At 60.0% G+C, this 17029-nt stretch carries 15 protein-coding genes; 6 read left to right on the plus strand and 9 right to left on the minus strand.

The genetic code is table 11. The features are described 5' to 3' along the window. Positions 1-124: 124 nt before the first annotated feature. The 6 genes from ACR0J7_RS18790 to ACR0J7_RS18815 form a co-directional block, all read right to left on the minus strand. On the minus strand, positions 125-1528 hold the full coding sequence (locus ACR0J7_RS18790) for an NAD(P)/FAD-dependent oxidoreductase (RefSeq protein ID WP_480915228.1): 1404 nt from the start codon (positions 1526-1528) through the stop codon (positions 125-127). 37 nt (positions 1529-1565) lie between these two features. After that, positions 1566-1952: a nuclear transport factor 2 family protein gene (locus ACR0J7_RS18795; RefSeq protein WP_480488946.1), complete on the minus strand. Its 387-nt coding sequence runs from the start codon at positions 1950-1952 to the stop codon at positions 1566-1568. A gap of 26 nt (positions 1953-1978) precedes the next feature. Beyond that, the gene (locus ACR0J7_RS18800; RefSeq protein ID WP_209507926.1) at positions 1979-2473 is read right to left on the minus strand and encodes a universal stress protein; all 495 of its coding nucleotides are present in this window, start codon (positions 2471-2473) and stop codon (positions 1979-1981) included. A 17-nt stretch (positions 2474-2490) separates the two neighbouring features. Further along, positions 2491-3831 carry a TRAP transporter large permease gene (locus ACR0J7_RS18805; RefSeq protein ID WP_267366013.1) on the minus strand — a complete coding sequence of 447 codons (1341 nt, stop codon included), beginning with the start codon at positions 3829-3831 and terminating at the stop codon, positions 2491-2493. Between the two features lie 17 nt (positions 3832-3848). After that, on the minus strand, positions 3849-4385 hold the full coding sequence (locus ACR0J7_RS18810; RefSeq protein WP_209599380.1) for a TRAP transporter small permease: 537 nt from the start codon (positions 4383-4385) through the stop codon (positions 3849-3851). 67 nt (positions 4386-4452) lie between these two features. Further along, entirely contained in the window at positions 4453-5469 is a 1017-nt protein-coding gene (locus ACR0J7_RS18815) for a TRAP transporter substrate-binding protein (RefSeq protein ID WP_267366014.1), read from the minus strand. Between the two features lie 157 nt (positions 5470-5626). Between ACR0J7_RS18815 and ACR0J7_RS18820 the strand changes: the two genes are divergently transcribed. The 4 genes from ACR0J7_RS18820 (at position 5627) to ACR0J7_RS18835 (ending at position 12269) form a co-directional block, all read left to right on the plus strand. Then, complete coding sequence (locus ACR0J7_RS18820; RefSeq protein WP_480508719.1) at positions 5627-6553, plus strand: LysR family transcriptional regulator; 927 nt, start codon at positions 5627-5629, stop codon at positions 6551-6553. Between the two features lie 286 nt (positions 6554-6839). After that, on the plus strand, positions 6840-8879 hold the full coding sequence (locus tag ACR0J7_RS18825; protein WP_480484810.1) for an oxidoreductase: 2040 nt from the start codon (positions 6840-6842) through the stop codon (positions 8877-8879). 58 nt (positions 8880-8937) lie between these two features. Next, the gene (locus tag ACR0J7_RS18830; protein WP_480915230.1) at positions 8938-10956 is read left to right on the plus strand and encodes a CocE/NonD family hydrolase; all 2019 of its coding nucleotides are present in this window, start codon (positions 8938-8940) and stop codon (positions 10954-10956) included. A 170-nt stretch (positions 10957-11126) separates the two neighbouring features. Then, positions 11127-12269, plus strand: coding sequence for an amidohydrolase (locus tag ACR0J7_RS18835; protein ID WP_480477513.1), 1143 nt, complete (start codon positions 11127-11129; stop codon positions 12267-12269). Positions 12270-12357: 88 nt separating this feature from the next. On the opposite strand, the gene ubiV is transcribed toward ACR0J7_RS18835, so the two are convergent. Genes ubiV through ubiT form a run of 3 tightly spaced genes read right to left on the minus strand, consistent with a single transcriptional unit; the run spans position 12358 to position 14802 of the window. Beyond that, complete coding sequence (ubiV, locus tag ACR0J7_RS18840) at positions 12358-13278, minus strand: ubiquinone anaerobic biosynthesis protein UbiV (protein WP_480915232.1); 921 nt, start codon at positions 13276-13278, stop codon at positions 12358-12360. A 4-nt stretch (positions 13279-13282) separates the two neighbouring features. Beyond that, a complete protein-coding gene (ubiU, locus tag ACR0J7_RS18845; RefSeq protein ID WP_480915259.1) occupies positions 13283-14260 on the minus strand; it encodes a ubiquinone anaerobic biosynthesis protein UbiU in 978 nt (325 codons plus the stop codon). Continuing rightward, positions 14260-14802: a ubiquinone anaerobic biosynthesis accessory factor UbiT gene (ubiT, locus tag ACR0J7_RS18850; RefSeq protein ID WP_480915234.1), complete on the minus strand. Its 543-nt coding sequence runs from the start codon at positions 14800-14802 to the stop codon at positions 14260-14262. Before ubiT ends, ubiU begins: the two co-directional genes overlap by 1 nt. A gap of 136 nt (positions 14803-14938) precedes the next feature. Here ubiT and ACR0J7_RS18855 point away from each other — a divergent pair, with 136 nt between their 5' ends. Next, the gene (locus ACR0J7_RS18855; RefSeq protein WP_480901029.1) at positions 14939-16447 is read left to right on the plus strand and encodes a UbiD family decarboxylase; all 1509 of its coding nucleotides are present in this window, start codon (positions 14939-14941) and stop codon (positions 16445-16447) included. Next, positions 16444-17025 (plus strand): UbiX family flavin prenyltransferase, encoded by a 582-nt coding sequence (locus tag ACR0J7_RS18860; protein ID WP_480915236.1) that lies wholly within the window; start codon positions 16444-16446, stop codon positions 17023-17025. The genes ACR0J7_RS18855 and ACR0J7_RS18860 overlap by 4 nt, the downstream gene beginning before the upstream one ends. Positions 17026-17029: the final 4 nt, after the last annotated feature.

A 17029-nucleotide genomic window follows, 5' to 3' on the forward strand; every position in this document is an offset into this window, starting at 1 on the left:
CAGAGCCAATGATCCCAAACGCATGTTCAATACCATGCATCTGCAAAACCTTAACAAAGGCCTCTTCCGTCGTCATCTTCATAGGGGTGTTTCCTTATCTTCAGAACGCCAAAGCGTTGGTAAATTAGAGTATTTCGTCTCTGAGGTAATAGCCGACATAGGCTATGCGCTGGCCGAGGCGGCGGAAGGGTGTCAGGATGCCATGGCTGGGCAGCGGGGACGTGAAGATCGGCAGGGCAAAGGCCTTGTCTTTCTTGCCCGCGATCAGCTGTGCCATACGACGCCCGGCCTGAGCCGAGTACATCACGCCGTTGCCACCATATCCCATCGCGTAGAACACGCGCTGTTGCGGGTCTGGTTGAAAGATACGCGGCATCATATCGTGGCTGACATCGACCCAGCCCCACCACGAGTAATCGAGGTTGATATCCGTCAGCGCCGGGAACTTTCGGGCAAGACCCTTTTTCAGAAGCTCCAGATGTCTTTCGTTCTCGGCATCCCGCCCCGTTACCGCGCTGCGGCTGCCGATCTGCATCCGGTTGTCGGGCAATAAACGATAGTAGTGGCGCAAGGTGCGGGTGTCCGTCAGGGGTGATTTGGTCTGAATGCCACACTCATCCAGTTCGGCCTGGGTCAGCGGCCGTGTCACCATCGAGTTCGACAAGATAGGCATCAGGCGGTGCTTTGTGCGCGTGTTCAGACCCGGTGGGGTATAGCCCGCGGTTGCCAACGCCACGGTTTTGGCGCGGACGATGCCGCCCGGTGTGCGCAGGTGATGCACGCCGCTCTTCGTCTGCCATCCCATGACCGGGCTGCCAGTGTGAATTTTCACCCCCAGACGACGCGCCATGTTGACGTAGCCGAACGCCAGTTTACCCGCATGGATGCAGGTCCCGTCAGGTTCCCACATGGCACCTGCGGCCTCCATATCGCGCACGTGCTTTTCGTGCAGTTCTTCCTGGGAGAGGATGCGCGAGCCATAGCCGAACACATCGTTGAGCAGCTTGCTCTCTTTCTTGAGGGACGGCATGACCTTGTCGCGATGCGCGATGTAGTAGTGGCCACCCGGCTGGGGGTCGCAATCGATATCGTCGGTCGCAATCAGATCGTTGAACAGCTGAAACGCTTCAGTGACCTCGGCATGCATGCGCTTGGCCACGTCCGTTCCCCACCGTTCGATCCATTGCGACCGCTTGAGCCGCCCGGATGAGATCTGGGCCTGCCCGCCGTTGCGGGTGGAGCAGCCCCAGGAGACGGTATTTGCTTCTAAAACAACGGCTTGAATGCCATGTTCCTTGGCAAGATGGATGGCGGTGGACAGGCCGGTATACCCCGATCCGATCACCACCACATCTGCATCCATATCGCTGGACACAGGTCCATCATCGGCCGGAGGTGTTCCGGCCGTTCCAATCCAATATGTGGGCGCGTGGTCGCGATTGTGACCCGGACCCGCATCAATGATCGGGTCATATTTAGGGTCATAGCTGGCCTTGGGCCAGTGACGCGGGATGCTGTTATCCACCATTCTTGTTTTTCTCCGAGGCTGCGCGCAGGGCGGCGGATCAGGCTTTGAACATTGGGCGCGTTTTGCGAAGCGCCTGTTTTACAACAATTTTACCGTCACGAACGGTGAACAGATCCGCACCTTCAGCTTCGATCCGCATACCGTTTGCATCGGTTCCCGAGAAGGTCCACTCGGACACCGCACGATCACCGTGGACAAAGTGGCTGTGATGATCCCAATGGGCGTCTTTCATGCCTGCCCAGACGCCCGAAAACGCGGCGGCGATGGCGGCGGCACCTTCAACCTTGTTGCCGTATTTCTCGTCACCGGCCACGGTGTAGAACACGCAGTCGTCGGCGAAGTGGGTCATCACGCCGTCGATGTCGTGGCGGTTAAACGCGTCAAACGTATCCGCCAGGTCCTGCGCGGTCAGGGTTTTGTTCATTTTGTACTTCCTTGTCAGTGGGGTTGTTACATTTCGTCCGGGTTCGGAACGATCAGTGTCGGGATCCTCGAGCGCCGCAAAACGCGTTTTGCGACCGTGCCCAGAAAGGTGTGCGAAAAGCCGTGATCATGCGCGCCCAGCACGATCAGATCACAGCCCAGTTCGACCGAGCGGCGCAGGATCACTTCGGCCGGATGGCCATCAGTCACCTCAACCGAGGTAACCTGATCGCGAATTTTCCCGTCGTCGCCGTCGAACTGCGCCCAGAACTTGGCTTGGCGTTCGGCCAGAACCTTGCGCACCATCTCGTGACGACGCTCAATCGCGGTCTTGCGGGTCTCTTCGTTCATGATGAATATTTCCATCGTGATCTTGGCATCCTCCGACAGGGGTTCATTCACATGCAGCACGTGAATCTCCGCCCCGGTGGCCTGCGCGATGCTGGCGGCATGGCGCATGGCGTGACCCGAGTTTTCGGACAGGTCGGTGGCAAACAGGATGTTGGTGACCATCTGTTTCATGTCGTCATCCTTTCAGATCAGTAGCCAAACAGCCGTGGGAGCCACAGCGACAGTTCAGGGAAGAAGGCGATAACGAAGATCGCCACCGTGTTTGCAGCCGCAAAAGGCAGCGCGCGCAGCGAGATCTGTTCGATCGAGATGTTCGAGATACCGGATGCGATGAACAGGTTCTCGCCCAGCGGCGGGGTCTGGAACCCGATGCCCAGCGTACAGACCATCACCACGCCAAAATGGATCGGGTCAATACCCACCGAATAGGCCACCGGCAGCATCACCGGAACAAGGATCAGGATGGTGGCCAGTGTTTCCATGAACATGCCGACGAACAGCAGGAAGAAGATGATCAGCGCCCAGATCACATAGAGGTTGTCGGTAAAGCTGAGCATCCCTTCTGCGATGATTGCCGGGATCTGGTTTTCCACCAGCAGACGACCAAACACCGTTGCTGTGAACAGGATCAGCAGAACGCGGCCGGTTAGCCATGTGGTGGCTTCAAGCGACTGGAACAGCGACTGCCAGGTCAGTTCGCGATAGATGACAACACCCACGAACAGGGTGTAGAAGATCGCGACGATTGCAGCCTCGGTCGGGGTGAAGAAGCCGGTATAGATACCGCCCAGGATCACCAGCGGAGCCATCAGCGACCAGAACCCGCGATACATCTCGCACCCGACATTGCGGATCGACCAGCCCTCGGCGACACCTTTGTAGCCACGCTTTTTCGACATGAAATAGTTCAGGATCAGCAGGCTTGTGGCGATCAGGAAGGCGGGTACGAACCCGGCAATGAACAGTTTCGAAATCGAAACCGACTGGAAGGTGCCGAATTTCTCGACCGCTTCGGGCGGCGGGGCCATACCGAGCGCGGCAATGCCGAAGATCACCATCGGGATGGAGGGAGGAATGATAATCCCGAGGCCGCCAGAGGACGCAGTGATCGCCGAGGCATAGCCGCGCTCATAGCCGCGGTCAATCATTGCCGGGATCATCAGCATCCCAACAGCCGCGGTTGTTGCCGGGCCCGAGCCCGAAATTGCACCAAAGAACAGGCAGGCCATGACCGTTGCCGCCGAAATACCACCGGTGAAGGGACCGGCCAGACTTTCGGCAACGTTGATCAGGCGTTTTGAGATACCGGCGGCCTCCATCAGGGCCCCGGCAAGGATAAAGGCTGGCAGCGCCATCAGCGGGAACGAGCCCACGGATGTAAAGGCGATCTGCACGAATTTGATCGGGTTGTCGCCCAGATAGAGAAACGAGATCAGCGACGCGACACCCAGCGCCACCGTGATCGGCGCGCCAATGAGCAGCAAGAACAGAAATGATCCAAACAGGACCGTGACGATTTCGGATTCCATGGTTACCCCTCCCGGTCTCAGTGGTCTTTGGCCGCTTCGGCAGCGGCCTTGATCTCGTCCAGATCGATCTGGTCGGGATCGTGAATGTCCTCGCCTTTGACAAGGCGGAGGTAATTCACCTGAATGATGCGGAAGGTCATCAGCGCAAATGCGATGGGCAGCACCATGTAGATATACTTCATCTCGATGCCCAGTGTCTGGGATTTCCAGAACTTGTTCATCTTGTTGAAAACAAAGTCTGTCGCCAGATAGAGGAAGTAGACATTGAAGAAGAGCCAGAAGAGGTCGGCAAAGGCTTCGACATATTTGATCGACCCGTCAGGCAGGAATTTGAACTGGAACGTCACGCGGTTATGCGCCCCTTTCAGGGCGGCGTAACTTGCACCGAAATAGACGAACCATACGAACATGTAGACCGAGAGTTCTTCGATCCAGCTGACCGAAAAGCCGAAGACCTCGCGCGCGATGATCTGCACGAACAAAAGGCAGACAAAGCCGGATAAGAGTATCCGGCAGATGACACTTTCTATGTTGTCCAGAAATTTCCAGAACATGTGGTTTCACTCCTCCCTGAGATGAGAAGAGCGCCGTGGCGCTCTTCCCGGTATCGCTCTGCGGCGATTATTGCTGCACCGGCTCGCGGCCGATGGCTTCCAGAACGGTGTTCAGTTTTTCGACGCCACCGATGGAGTCGTAGAACTGGGGCCAAACGGCACCTGTTGCCAGTTCGATGAACTCGGCTTCGTCGTTTTCGGGATCGATGATCTCCATGCCTTTGGCGGTCAGCTCTTCCTTGATGGCGGCCTCGGAATCCCGCAGGAATTGTGCGGATGCCAGGGTGGCTTCCTGTCCTGCTTCAAGGAGGATTGCCTGATCTTCTGCGGACAGGTCCTGGAAGACCGCTTCTGAAACGATCAGCGGTTCAATCGAGAAGATGTAGCGCAGGTTGGTGACATGGTCCTGAACCTCGTAGAACTTCATCGCGTTGATGGTCAGGTAAGGGTTGTCCTGCCCGTCGACCACCTTGGTTTGCAGACCGGTGAAGGTTTCCGACCATGCCATCGGCGTCGGGTTGATACCCCATGCCTTGTAGGTTTCGATCATGATCTCGTTCTTGGGAACGCGGATGACCAGATCCTGAAGGTCAGCAACCGATTTGACCGGTTTTTTCGAGTTGGTCAGGCGGCGGAAACCGGTATAGGTCCAGCCGATGATGCGTACTCCGGCATCACGGATGGTGTTTTCGACCAGTTCCTGACCGATTGGGCCCTGGGTCAGCTTTTCGGCATCTTCCAGGCTGAGGATCACGTAAGGCAGCGTGAAAACACCGACCGAAGGCGAGAACGGCGTGATGTTGTTGATCGCCAGCAGCGACATATCCAGCGTGCCGATCGCTGCCTCGTTCACGGTGTCCTGTTCGGACCCCAGCTGACCGTTCAGAAACAGCGTTGCGGTGTGGGCACCGCCCGATTTCTCTTCCAGCGCCTTGACGAAGGCGATGCCCAGAGCTTCCTGTGCGCTTCCTGCGCTATCGCCCACCGCGATCTTGAAGTTCTTCGCATCAGCCGTGCCCGCAACCATCAGTGCAGCAACGGAAACGGCGGCGCTGATGGTGCCAAGCTTTTTGATAAATGACATGGATGTCCTCCCATTTGTCGTGTTTCGAGGTGCGCGATGGCCTGGGGAGAAGGTGGCCAGTCCGATTCTGCCTCGGCCACAAGAGGCTATCTTGCCAACATGGTTTCGTCGTTGTTAATATTTGCGTGAAAGGTTTCACAAATGTCGAACTTATAATATGAGACAAAACCCACTGGCCACCCGCATCGGGGACACGGACATCCGCCTTCTTCGGGTTTTCAAAACCGTTGCGGAAAGCGGAGGGTTTTCAGCGGCGGAAAATGAGCTCAACATCGGGAAGTCAACAATCTCGAAACACATATCGGATCTGGAGCTTCGGCTGGATTTGAAGCTGTGCAACCGTGGCCCGGCGGGTTTTTCCCTGACTGAAGACGGCGAAAAAGTGCTGGCCGCGACAGAAGACCTGCTGATTTCGGTTTCTCAGTTCAGAACCGAAGTCAACGAGATCAAGCAGCAACTGGCAGGAAGTATCCGCGTGGCGTTGTTCGATCAGTGTACCACGAACCCAGAAGCGCGCCTTGCCCGCGCCATTCACAGGTTCAACGAAGCCGCCCCTGCCATCCAGATCGAGTTGTCGATCGAACCGCCCAACGTCATTGAGACCATGGTTATCAGCGGGCAGCTGGATGTCGGGATCATCGCCCTGCACCGCCCCTCGGCAAGCCTGCATTATGCGCCACTTTATGGGGAAAACATGTTTCTGTATTGCGGGCAGGACAATCCGTTGTTCAGCCAGTCCGCTGACACGCTGAGTTTGCGGGACATTCAGGCGTACAACTATGCGGGTCTGAACGTGAACTCGCCCAACCTGATCTATGGCCAGCAACTGGGGTTTCGGCGCGCTGCCAAAGTGCAGAACGAACAGGCCCTTGCAATTCTTATTCTGTCAGGCAGCTATCTGGGCTTTCTTCCGGACCATCTGGCGCAGGAATTTGTCGAACAGGGGCTTATGAGGCAGGTGATGCCGCAGGAAATCAAATACAGAACGCGCTTTGCGGCGGTGACACGGAAACATCCGGATCCGACACGTGCGGCCAAGCTGTTTCTGGAAACCCTGCTGAGCGTTCATTCCGACGTGCCCTGAGCCCGGCCTCGCCGCCTGTTTGCGCGTGGCACCCCGCAAGAGAATTTGTTCACCGAAGGCATGCGCCAACCGGGTGCGCGCGGCCACGCTTGTCCTGTCCACTCGGGCGTAAGGCATGAGGAAAATGGGTCGAAAACGTCTGATTGAAAACAAGTTTGACTTGGCAATTCCAGTTTGATTTCAATCAGCAAAGACCCTCACCTCTTGCCCCCAGACAACCGGAGAGCCGCATGTCATCCGACCCTGTTGCCGCCTTGCGCACTCAAACCGATCACGAGGCGCTATCATGAGCCGCGATGCCTTGCTGCAACCTTATCAGCTAAAGCACCTGACGCTGAAGAACCGGATCATGACGACCAGTCACGAACCCGCCTATCCCGAAGATGGGATGCCGACGGAACGTTATCGTGCCTATCACGAGGTGCGGGCCAAAGCGGGGGTTGCGATGACCATGACGGCGGGGTCGGCCGTTGTCAGCCGCGACAGCCCGCCTGCGTTCAACAATATCCTAGCTTACAAGGACGAGGTGGTCCGCTGGATGGCGGAGCTGACGGATGCCTGCCATGCCCATGGCTGTGCGGTGATGATCCAGCTGACCCATCTGGGGCGGCGCACGGGCTGGAACAAGGGTGACTGGCTGCCATCCCTGTCGCCGTCGCACGACCGGGAACCGGCGCACCGGGCCTTTGCCAAGAAGATGGAAGATTTCGACATCGCGCGGATTGTGACCGATTACGCCGATGCTGCCGAACGGATGCAGGCCGCCGGGCTGGATGGAATTGAATTGCAGGCCTATGGCCATCTGATCGATCAGTTCTGGTCGCCGATGACCAATCGGATGGACGCGCCTTTTGGGGGCAATCTGGACAACCGGTTGCGCTTTGGCTTCATGGTTCTGGATGCAATCCGCGACCGCGTCGGGCGCGATTTCATCATAGGGGTCCGTTACACCGCCGACGAGGTGGAAAAGGGCGGCATCACCGAAGCGGAAGGGCTGGAGATTGCCCGAAGGCTGCGTGACAGTGGTCAGGTCGATTTCCTGAACATTATTCGCGGGCGTATTCATACCGACCCGGCCATGACGGACGTGATCCCGGTTCAGGGCATGAAAAGCGCACCCCATCTGGATTTCGCCGGGCGCGTGAGGGCCGAGGTTGGGATGCCGACCTTTCACGCCGCGCGCATTCCCGATGTGGCAACGGCACGGCATGCGGTGGCCTCGGGCCTGCTGGACATGGTCGGCATGACCCGCGCACATATGGCCGATCCGATGATCGTTGCCAAAATCCGGGCCGGACGGGAAGAGGACATCCGGCCTTGCGTTGGCGCCACCTATTGTCTTGACCGCATTTATCAGGCGGGTGAGGCGCTGTGCATCCACAACCCGGCCACCGGGCGCGAATTGTCGATGCCGCATGTGATCCCCGCCGCTGAAACGCGCCGCCGCGCGGTGATTGTGGGCGCAGGCCCCGGCGGGCTTGAGGCCGCGCGGGTTGCGGCCGAGCGCGGGCATGACGTCACCGTTCTTGAGGCCGCGCCCGAACCCGGCGGTCAGGTGCGGCTGACCGCGCAATCCCGACGCCGGGCCGAGATGATCGGGATCATCGACTGGCGCATGGCCCAATGCGCGGCGCGCGACGTGACATTTCGGTTCAACACCTTTGCGGACGCCGATGCTGTAACCGCGCTTGCGCCGGACATGGTGGTGATCGCAACCGGCGGGTTGCCCGAGGTGACGGTTCTGGAGGCGGGTAACGATCTGGCGGTTACTGCCTGGGATATCCTGACCGGTGATGTGCGCCCCGGCGACAATGTCCTTATCTATGACGATGCGGGGGATCACCCGGCCCTGATGGCGGCTGAGGCTATCGCAAAAGCGGGCGGGCGGGTAGAAATCATGACCCGCGACCGAAGTTTTGCCCCCGAAATCATGGGAATGAACCTGGTGCCCTACATGCGGGCCCTGCAAAAGACCGGAGCCGTGTTCACAGTCGCCCGGACGCTGAAATCACTGGTGCGATCAGGCAATCAGCTGGAGGCAGCCATTGGAACGGATTACTCGGACCTGACAGAAAAGCGCCTGTATGATCAGGTGGTTGTCAATCAGGGTGTTTTGCCGCTGGATGATCTGTACTTCGACCTGAAACCGCTGTCGCGCAACCTGGGCGCCGTGGATTATGAAGCGCTGGTTAGCGGGTCCGGCCCCGTGTTTCCGCAATCTGTCCCAGAGGCGGGGTTTGATCTGTACCGGATCGGCGATGCCGTTTCATCGCGCAACACGCATGCCGCCATTTATGATGCGCTGCGCTTGGGGCTTCGGTGGTGAGATCAATGAAGCACACCACAAGCAGCCTTTCACCTGACAGTCAGTCAAAGGACCGGACATGAGCAACACAGAGGTCATCGAAACCGTTTGGATTCCCATGCCGGACGGCGCAAAACTTGCGGCCCGGCTTTGGCTGCCCGGATCGGCGCGAACAACGCCTGTTCCCTGTGTTATGGAATACATCCCCTATCGCCGCCGGGATCGCACCCGGATGCGAGATGAAAGCATGCATCCGCATTTCGCCGCGGCGGGCTATGCGTCGATCCGGGTAGATATCCGCGGTTATGGCGACAGCGACGGGATTCCCGAAGACGAGTATTCGCATCAGGAGATTCAGGATGGGCACGACATCATCCAGTGGATTGCCGATCAGGACTGGTGCGACGGAAATGTCGGAATGTTCGGCAAAAGCTGGGGGGCGTATAACGCCTTTCAGGTGGCCGCGACCCGCCCGCCTGCGCTGAAGGCGATTGCGCCGGTGATGGGAACGGATGACCGCTGGCGCGAGGATATTCACTTTTACGGCGGCTGTCTGGCCAATGACAATTTCTGGTGGGGCTCGATCATGCAGCTGTACAATGCCATGCCGCCCGACCCCGAGATTGTGGGCGCGGATCGCTGGATCGACATGTGGCGCGCACGGTTGGAGGGGGTCGAATTCTGGCCCGCCATGTGGCTGGAACATCAGACCCATGATGACATGTGGCGGCGCGGCTCGATCTGCGAAAACTATGCGGATGTCGATGTGCCGGTGTATTTCTTTGGCGGATGGATGGACCTGTATCGCGACACGCCGTTCCGCATCGCGGAACACCTGAGCGGGCCGGTCAAGATCCTGATGGGCCCCTGGGCGCATCTGTATCCGCAAGAAGGGGTGCCGGGGCCCCGGGTCGATTTCGTCGGCGAGGTAATCCGGTTCTGGGACCATTGGCTGAAGGGGATCGACACCGGCCTGATGGACGAGCCGCCGCTGCGGTTTTTCCTGCAAGACAGTGCCGCCCCGTCCGGAACTCATGTACACCGCGAGGGGCGGTGGATCGAAGAGCCGAGCTGGCCATCGCCAAATGTCAAGGACCAGCCCTTGTGGCTGAATGACGGAACGCTGGACGCCTCCACCGGGTCGGGCGGGGAGATGTCGGTCTGTTCGCCACAGAATTTCGGGGCCGCAGCGGGCGACATGTGTTCCTTTGCAATACCCGGAGATATGGCAGCAGATTGCCGGATCGAGGCCGCAGGGGCGCTGCAATTCAAAGCAAAGCCCTTGGAAAAGCCCATAGATATTCTGGGCCAGCCCTCGGTAGACCTGACAGTTTCTGCCGATCGGGCGCAGGGCTTTGTTGCGGCCCTGCTGGTGGATGAGGCCCCGGACGGCGCACAGACGCTGATTGCACGCGGGTTCTGCAACCTGACGCACCGGATCAGCGACACTGAACCGACACCGATTACACCCGGCGAAGATTTGCACGTGACTGTCCCGCTTTATGGAACCGGTTATCGGGTATTGGCGGGTCATCGCATCGTTCTGCAAATCGCGTCTGCCTATTGGCCGGTTCTGTGGCCAGCGCCGGAGCCGGTTACGCTGACGATCCGACCCGGCACGTCGCGGCTGATCCTGCCCACGCGCAGCCAGCGAGATGACGCGCCAGCCCCACGCCCGCTGCCGGAACCTCAGGGTTCCGACGTCGCCCCGCGGAAGACGAACGTTCGCTCCGGCTCGATGGAGCGTTCGGTTCACACCGATCTGACCAATGGCGCGGTGACACACAGGTATTTCCTTGACGGGGGTGTCTTTGGGCCGGTGGGCGATATTCGCCTTGACGATATCGGCACGGTGCTGAGCGATATGTCGGATCGACGCTACACCATCCAGCCGGGTGATCCGTTGTCGGCAGTGGCCACAATGGAGCAAACCGCCGGTTTCGACCGCGAGGGTTGGTCAGCCAAGATCTGGACCTGTTCCGAACAAACGGCGACAGCGACCGAATTTCACCTGACCGCGCGCCTAAAGGCGTGGTCGGGTGACGATCTGATCTTTGAGGACGAACAGTCTTATGTCATCCCCCGCAACGGGATGTAGGCGCAGAATGGTTTACAGACCTGCCCGTCTTGAGGTGTGTGGGTTCACAGGATCGAAACTGTTCAGGGCGCTCATCCGGGGACAACTTGCATCAATCGGAACCGATCTTTGAGCGAGATTGCAAAATCCTGTAGCAAGGGCGCAAGAAAGCAGGATGAAGGAGTGTTGCCATGACGAGTTTTTCCGAAAACCTGCGCGCCCTGCGGCATGAGTTTCACCGTAACCCCGAGCTTGGCTTTCAGGAGGACTGGACCAAGGCCCGGATCGCCGATCACCTGAGAAGCCTTGGCATCGAGGTGCATGAAGGTGTCGGCGTTGTTGGTGTTCTGCGCGCGGGCCATGGCAACCGGTCCATCGGTCTGCGCGCGGATTTCGACGCGCTGCCCATTACCGAAGCCAACAGCTTTGCCTACAAGTCTCGGAACCCGGGCGTGATGCATGCCTGCGGCCATGACGGCCATACGACGATGCTGCTGGGCGCGGCCGAGCTTTTGGCCAGGGATCAGGGCTTTGACGGCACCGTTGTCTTCCTGTTCCAGCCCAACGAGGAGCACGGGCTGGGCGCGCGGGCGATGATTGAGGAAGGCGTCCTGCGGGATTTTCCGATTGACGAAATCTATGGCGCGCACAATCTGCCGGGCGAACCCGTCGGGCGGGTTTCAACCCGCGCCGGTGTCATTTGTTGCAGCGAAAGCCTATTCGAGATCACCATCACCGGTCAGGGCGGCCATGCCTCGATGCCCCATGTCGGGCGCGAGACAATCACGCCCGCAGCAGAGCTTGTTCTGGCCTTGCAAACCATCGTTTCGCGAAAGCTTGCCCCATTGTCTGGCGCGGTCGTTTCCGTGACCGAGTTCATCACCGATGGGCAGCGCAACGTCCTGCCGGGTCGAACAGTGTTGAAAGGGGACGCACGGGCGATGTCCCCCGATGACCGCGCGCGGATTGAAAACCATATGCGGCAGATCGCGGCGGGCCTGGCGGAAAGCCATGGTGTCGCGGTGACGGTGGAAATCCGGACCGAATTCATCGAGGCAATCAACGATGCCGACGCCGCAACCCATGTGGTTTCAGCAGCAAAAACGCTGGGCCTTGAGGTTGACGGCGACCGGACTGCCATGTCGTTTTCCGAGGATTTCGCGGAATTTGCGGCTGCGGTTCCGGGGTGTTTTCTGCTGATCGGCAATGGAACCGAGGGGTCGAATGGCCGCCCCCTGCACGCGGACGATTATGATTTCAACGACGCGCTGCTGCCATTGGGGGCAAACCTGTGGGCCGAACTGGTGCGGCAACGTCTGCCAGTGACCACCTGACTGCGCAGGACGATCCGTGGATGTTTCGGATCGCTTCCTCTGGTCGCCTCAAACATTCGCCCACGGATGCCGGACTTTTCCAGAATGATCAGCGTGCCGCTTCGGTGGACACGCGTGCCGAACCCGACCATTCAGCACCGGATGCGCCGGTCAGGAACCCATCGCTTAGCCTTATACCGGGATCGGCGGCGCGCAGCGCATGTTCCAGATCGCCCCTGCCAAGCTGACCATCCAGCCGCTGTCGGTAGAGGGCACACAGCCTTGGGAACCCCTGAGATTGCGGCGACAGTCGCAGGGCCGAGACGCCCGCGCTTTGCAGCAACTCGACCTGATGATCCGTGCAGGCATAGCTGTCTGACAGGGTCTGCACGCCGTTCATGGCCATGAACGGCTGTCCATCCCCGGTCAGCACATCCAGCCCGTCGGGATCGTTTTCACAGGCAAACTGGCAGTTGTCTTTGCTGCGCCCATGCAGGCGCGCGTGGTAACACCGGCCGGAGATGGCCAGCGGCAGGCGACCATGGCCCCAAACCTCGACCGCGACACCCAGACGGGCGGCGGCCTGTGCCAGAACCCTGACCGAGGCGATTGGCAGTTCCGGCGGCAGGCATATGCGACGCGCCCCGCGTGTCGCCAGCCATTCCAATGTGCCTTCGTTATAGACATTGATCAGCGGTCCGACATCGAAATCGGTGTTTTCGGGCAGATGCGCCAGCGCGGTCAGATCGTTGATCTCGACCGTGACGCCCAGATCCGCCAGATCGGCGGTCAGCTTGCGTTCACGCCTGAGCGTCACCAGTGCAAGACTGGTCAGCGCAACCTGTTTGCCAGCCTCAACCAGCCGGGCAATCGCGTCGGGAATCCGGTCCTGATAAAACGGCAGGCGCTTGGAGCAAACCAGCTCACCCAGCACGATGCGGTCGACGGGGGTTTGGGCCAGATCCTCATAAAAGGAAGTCCAGTTCTCGGCGGGCCAGAAAAACTGGTTGGGGCCAACGGTCAGTTCCATCGCGCTATCTCCAGGTTTTTTTGTAGGCGCCGGTTGTCATGGCCTGGCCTTCGGACAAACGGGCCAGCATCCCCTCGGGCAGAGGGCGTCCGGCCTCAAGCGCGTCGACAGCGGCGCGGAAATTCCGAACCACCTGCGCGACGTAGGATTTCGAACGCTGGCGCCCTTCGATCTTCAGCGCGGTAACACCGGCCTTCTGCAATTGCGGGATCAGCCGTTCCGCGTTCAGGCTGACGGGGTCTTCGAACAGGTGGCCCGTCTTTTCACCTGCGGAAAAGCACCCTTTGCACAGTGTCGGATAGGGTGCAGGCTGGTTTCGTTCGACCCGGTGGATCAGGTAGCCACCCAGACGGGTGTTCAACGCGCCCTTGTCGTTCTGGTATTCAACATGGCTGGCGGGCGAACAGACGCCATTCATGTTCGGAGACAGCCCGGTGGCATAAGAGGACAGCGAACAGCGACCTTCGGCCATCACACAGAGCCCGCCGAACACAAAAACCTCGGTCTCGACATCCGTTTCAGCGTTGATGGCAGCGATTTCGGGAATCGACAGCACGCGCGGCAGGACCACGCGTTTGACACCGAAGGTTTCGGAATAGAAGTTGATCACATCGGCATTTGCGGCTGCGGCCTGCACGGACAGGTGCCTGCGCAGCCCCGGATGATTGCACGCGGCATAATCCAGCAACCCAATATCGGCGAGGATCACGGCATCCACGCCGCAGGTTTCCGCATCGGCCACGGCGCGGTGCCAGATTGCTTCGTTGCCGGCGCGGGGAAACGTGTTGATCGCAACCAGCACCCTGGCCCCGTGGTCATGGGCAAAGGCAACGCCCGCGCGCATTTCGGCCCGGTCAAAGTTCAGACCGGGAAAGTTGCGCGCATTGGTTTCATCATTGAAGCCGCAATAGACCGTATGCGCCCCGGCCTTGACGGCTGCGCGCAAAGCGGCGGGCGTTCCTGCCGGGCAGACGATTTCCATTACCATAGTACAGCGTCTTCCGGTCGGGTCAGGTACAGGCCGGTTCGACGTTCCACCAACGCGATGAGCTGCTTGAGCGGGCGCGCAAGCGGGCCGGAGAGGGCTGCGGCCTCGTGCGCGAGGTCCAGTTCCGCGTCGTCGATTGCATTGCGCAGGGCCAGCGCTGCGGCCGTATCGCCCTCGATCACCAGATCACGTGAGAAGAACAGCGCATCGCCGTCAAACGCACCGTGAACCAGCCCAAGAAGGGCCGCCAGAGGGCCGGAAATACGCGCAACCCCTGTCCCGCCGCGCCGGGTCAGTGTCACCTTTGGGGCACCGCCATTCGGATTCAGCAGCAGGACAACAGGCAGATCGGTCGGATCAAGAACGAAAACTGATCTTCCGTATGCGCCAAGCCGTTGAAACATTTCCGGGTTTTTCTTTGCGATCCGGCGCGTGAAGACCGTCAGCGACAGCGACAAGGGGGCAAGCGGGGCTATCCGAAGCGTGACCGCCAAAGCCGCCGGGCAGCGCGGTATCGGGTTCTGAGGAACGGGCAACGAGACCTCCTGCTGTCTCAACGTTGTGACCTTGGATGCCTTCCTAGGGCGATCGCAACAGGGGTGACTTGACGGTTGTCAATTCGACGCCTCGCTTTCGTTGCTAGAGGGTGGAAACCACTGTCGGAGCAGCCCCATTCGCACCCTGCCGCAATATCCCAGCCTACGGCATTTTCTGAAATGGTGCGAGGACACCGGACAGTTCAGGCGCATCCCTGATCCGGTTTCCGTGCGCCACCAGATGACCGCTGTTCACCGCTCCGTGCTTGAGGCGGGCGGACCGGTTCTGCAATTTGACCACCCGACAGACGTGTCCACTGATCGGCTCGATACCCCGGTCGTCGTCAACCTGTTCGGAACGGCAGAGCGGGTTGCTGCCGGGCTGGGTGTCACACCCGACGGGCTGGACGATCTGGGCGCCTTTCTGGCCGCGCTGCGAGCCCCGACGCCGCCGGACGGGGTGCGGGACGCGCTGGCCAGATGGCCGATGCTGAAGGCGGCCCTGTCGACCCGGCCGAAACTGGTCAGAACTGCCCCGGTTCAAAGCGTCTGCCACAGCGGGGCGGATGTGGACCTGACAGCGCTGCCGGTCCAGACGCACTGGCCCGGTGATGTCGGGCCGCTGATCACATGGCCCGTGGTCCTTACCCGGCCCTACGGCAGCGATCCCAACGCGGCGCAAGGCTATAACGCGGGGGTTTACCGCATTCAGGTGCTGGACCGGAACCGTGTCATCATGCGCTGGCTGCCCCATCGCGGCGGCGCGGCGCATCACCGAAGCTGGGCGAGGTGCGCCGAAAAGATGCCCGTCGCCATTGTGCTGGGCGCAAACCCCGCGACGCTGTTGTCGGCGGCCTTGCCCTTGCCAGAGGCGGTATCCGAGCTGACATTTGCCGGTGCCCTGAACCAGAAGCGCCCACATCTGATCCCGGCCAGAACCATCCCCCTGCTGGTCCCTGCAGATGCCGAGATTGTTCTGGAAGGTTGGGTTTCACCAAGCGAAACCGCCCCCGAGGGGCCTTTTGGGGATCACACCGGCTATTACAACCCGGCTGAGCCCTTTCCGGTGATGCAGGTCAGCGCTGTCACCCATCGGGACACGCCGCTGTATCTTTCGACCTATACCGGGCGGCCACCGGACGAGCCGTCGATCATTGGCGAGGTGTTCAACCGCCTGGCCCTGCCGACCATCCGTGCGCAGATCCCCGAAATCCACGATCTTTGGCTGCCGCCCGCCGCCTGTTCCTATCGTATGGCAATCGTTGCCATCGACAAACGATATCCGGGGCAGGCCCGGCGCGTAATGATGGCCCTGTGGGGAATGCTTCCGCAATTCAGCTATACGAAAATGATCATCGCGGTCGATGCGGATATCGATCCGCGAAACTGGGAGGATATTGCCTGGGCGCTTGCCACACGCATGGACCCGGGCCGGGATGTGATGGTGCTGGACAGGACACCTATGGATTATCTGGATTTCGCATCGCCCGAACCCGGTCTGGCCGGAAAAATCGGCATCGACGCCACGACGAAACTGGGCAGTGAAACGCAGCGGGAATGGGGGACGGTGATGCACACTGCGGATGGAGATCACGCCTTTGCGGAAGACCTTGTAAACCGATTGATGCCGGAGCTGAGAGCATGACAAACACCCGTGTTGTTCTGGGGGTATCCGGTGCGTCGGGCGCGGCGTTGGGCCTTGCCGTGGCCCGGTGTCTGGCGTCATCGGATATCGAGACCGATCTTGTGGTCAGCGCAGCCGGGATGCGGACCCTTGCGCAGGAATGCGGCCCGGACGCTTTGCCAAACCTGCGGCAACTGGTGACGCGGCATCACCCGAGCGCCGATATCGGTGCCAGCATTGCGTCCGGGTCGGTTCCGGTATCCGGCATGATCGTTGCGCCCTGTTCCATGCGAACGCTTGCCGCGATTGCGCATGGGCTGGACGATAACCTGCTGACGCGCGCCGCCAGTGTTCAGCTCAAGGAACGCAGGCCGTTGGTTTTACTGACACGCGAAGCACCGCTGACGCTGGCCCATTTGCGCAACATGACGGCGGCGGCAGAAATGGGGGCCATCATCCTGCCCCCGGTTCCTGCGTTTTATCTGAAGCCCGACACCCTGATGGATATCGTGTCCCAGATCGCTGCACGCGCGGTGGACTGCCTGCGCATTTGTGACCCGGTGGCGCAAGAGTGGCGCCCGCAATGCGCTGGTGGGTGAGTTC

It is taken from the genome of Ruegeria sp. O4 (assembly GCF_056535125.1).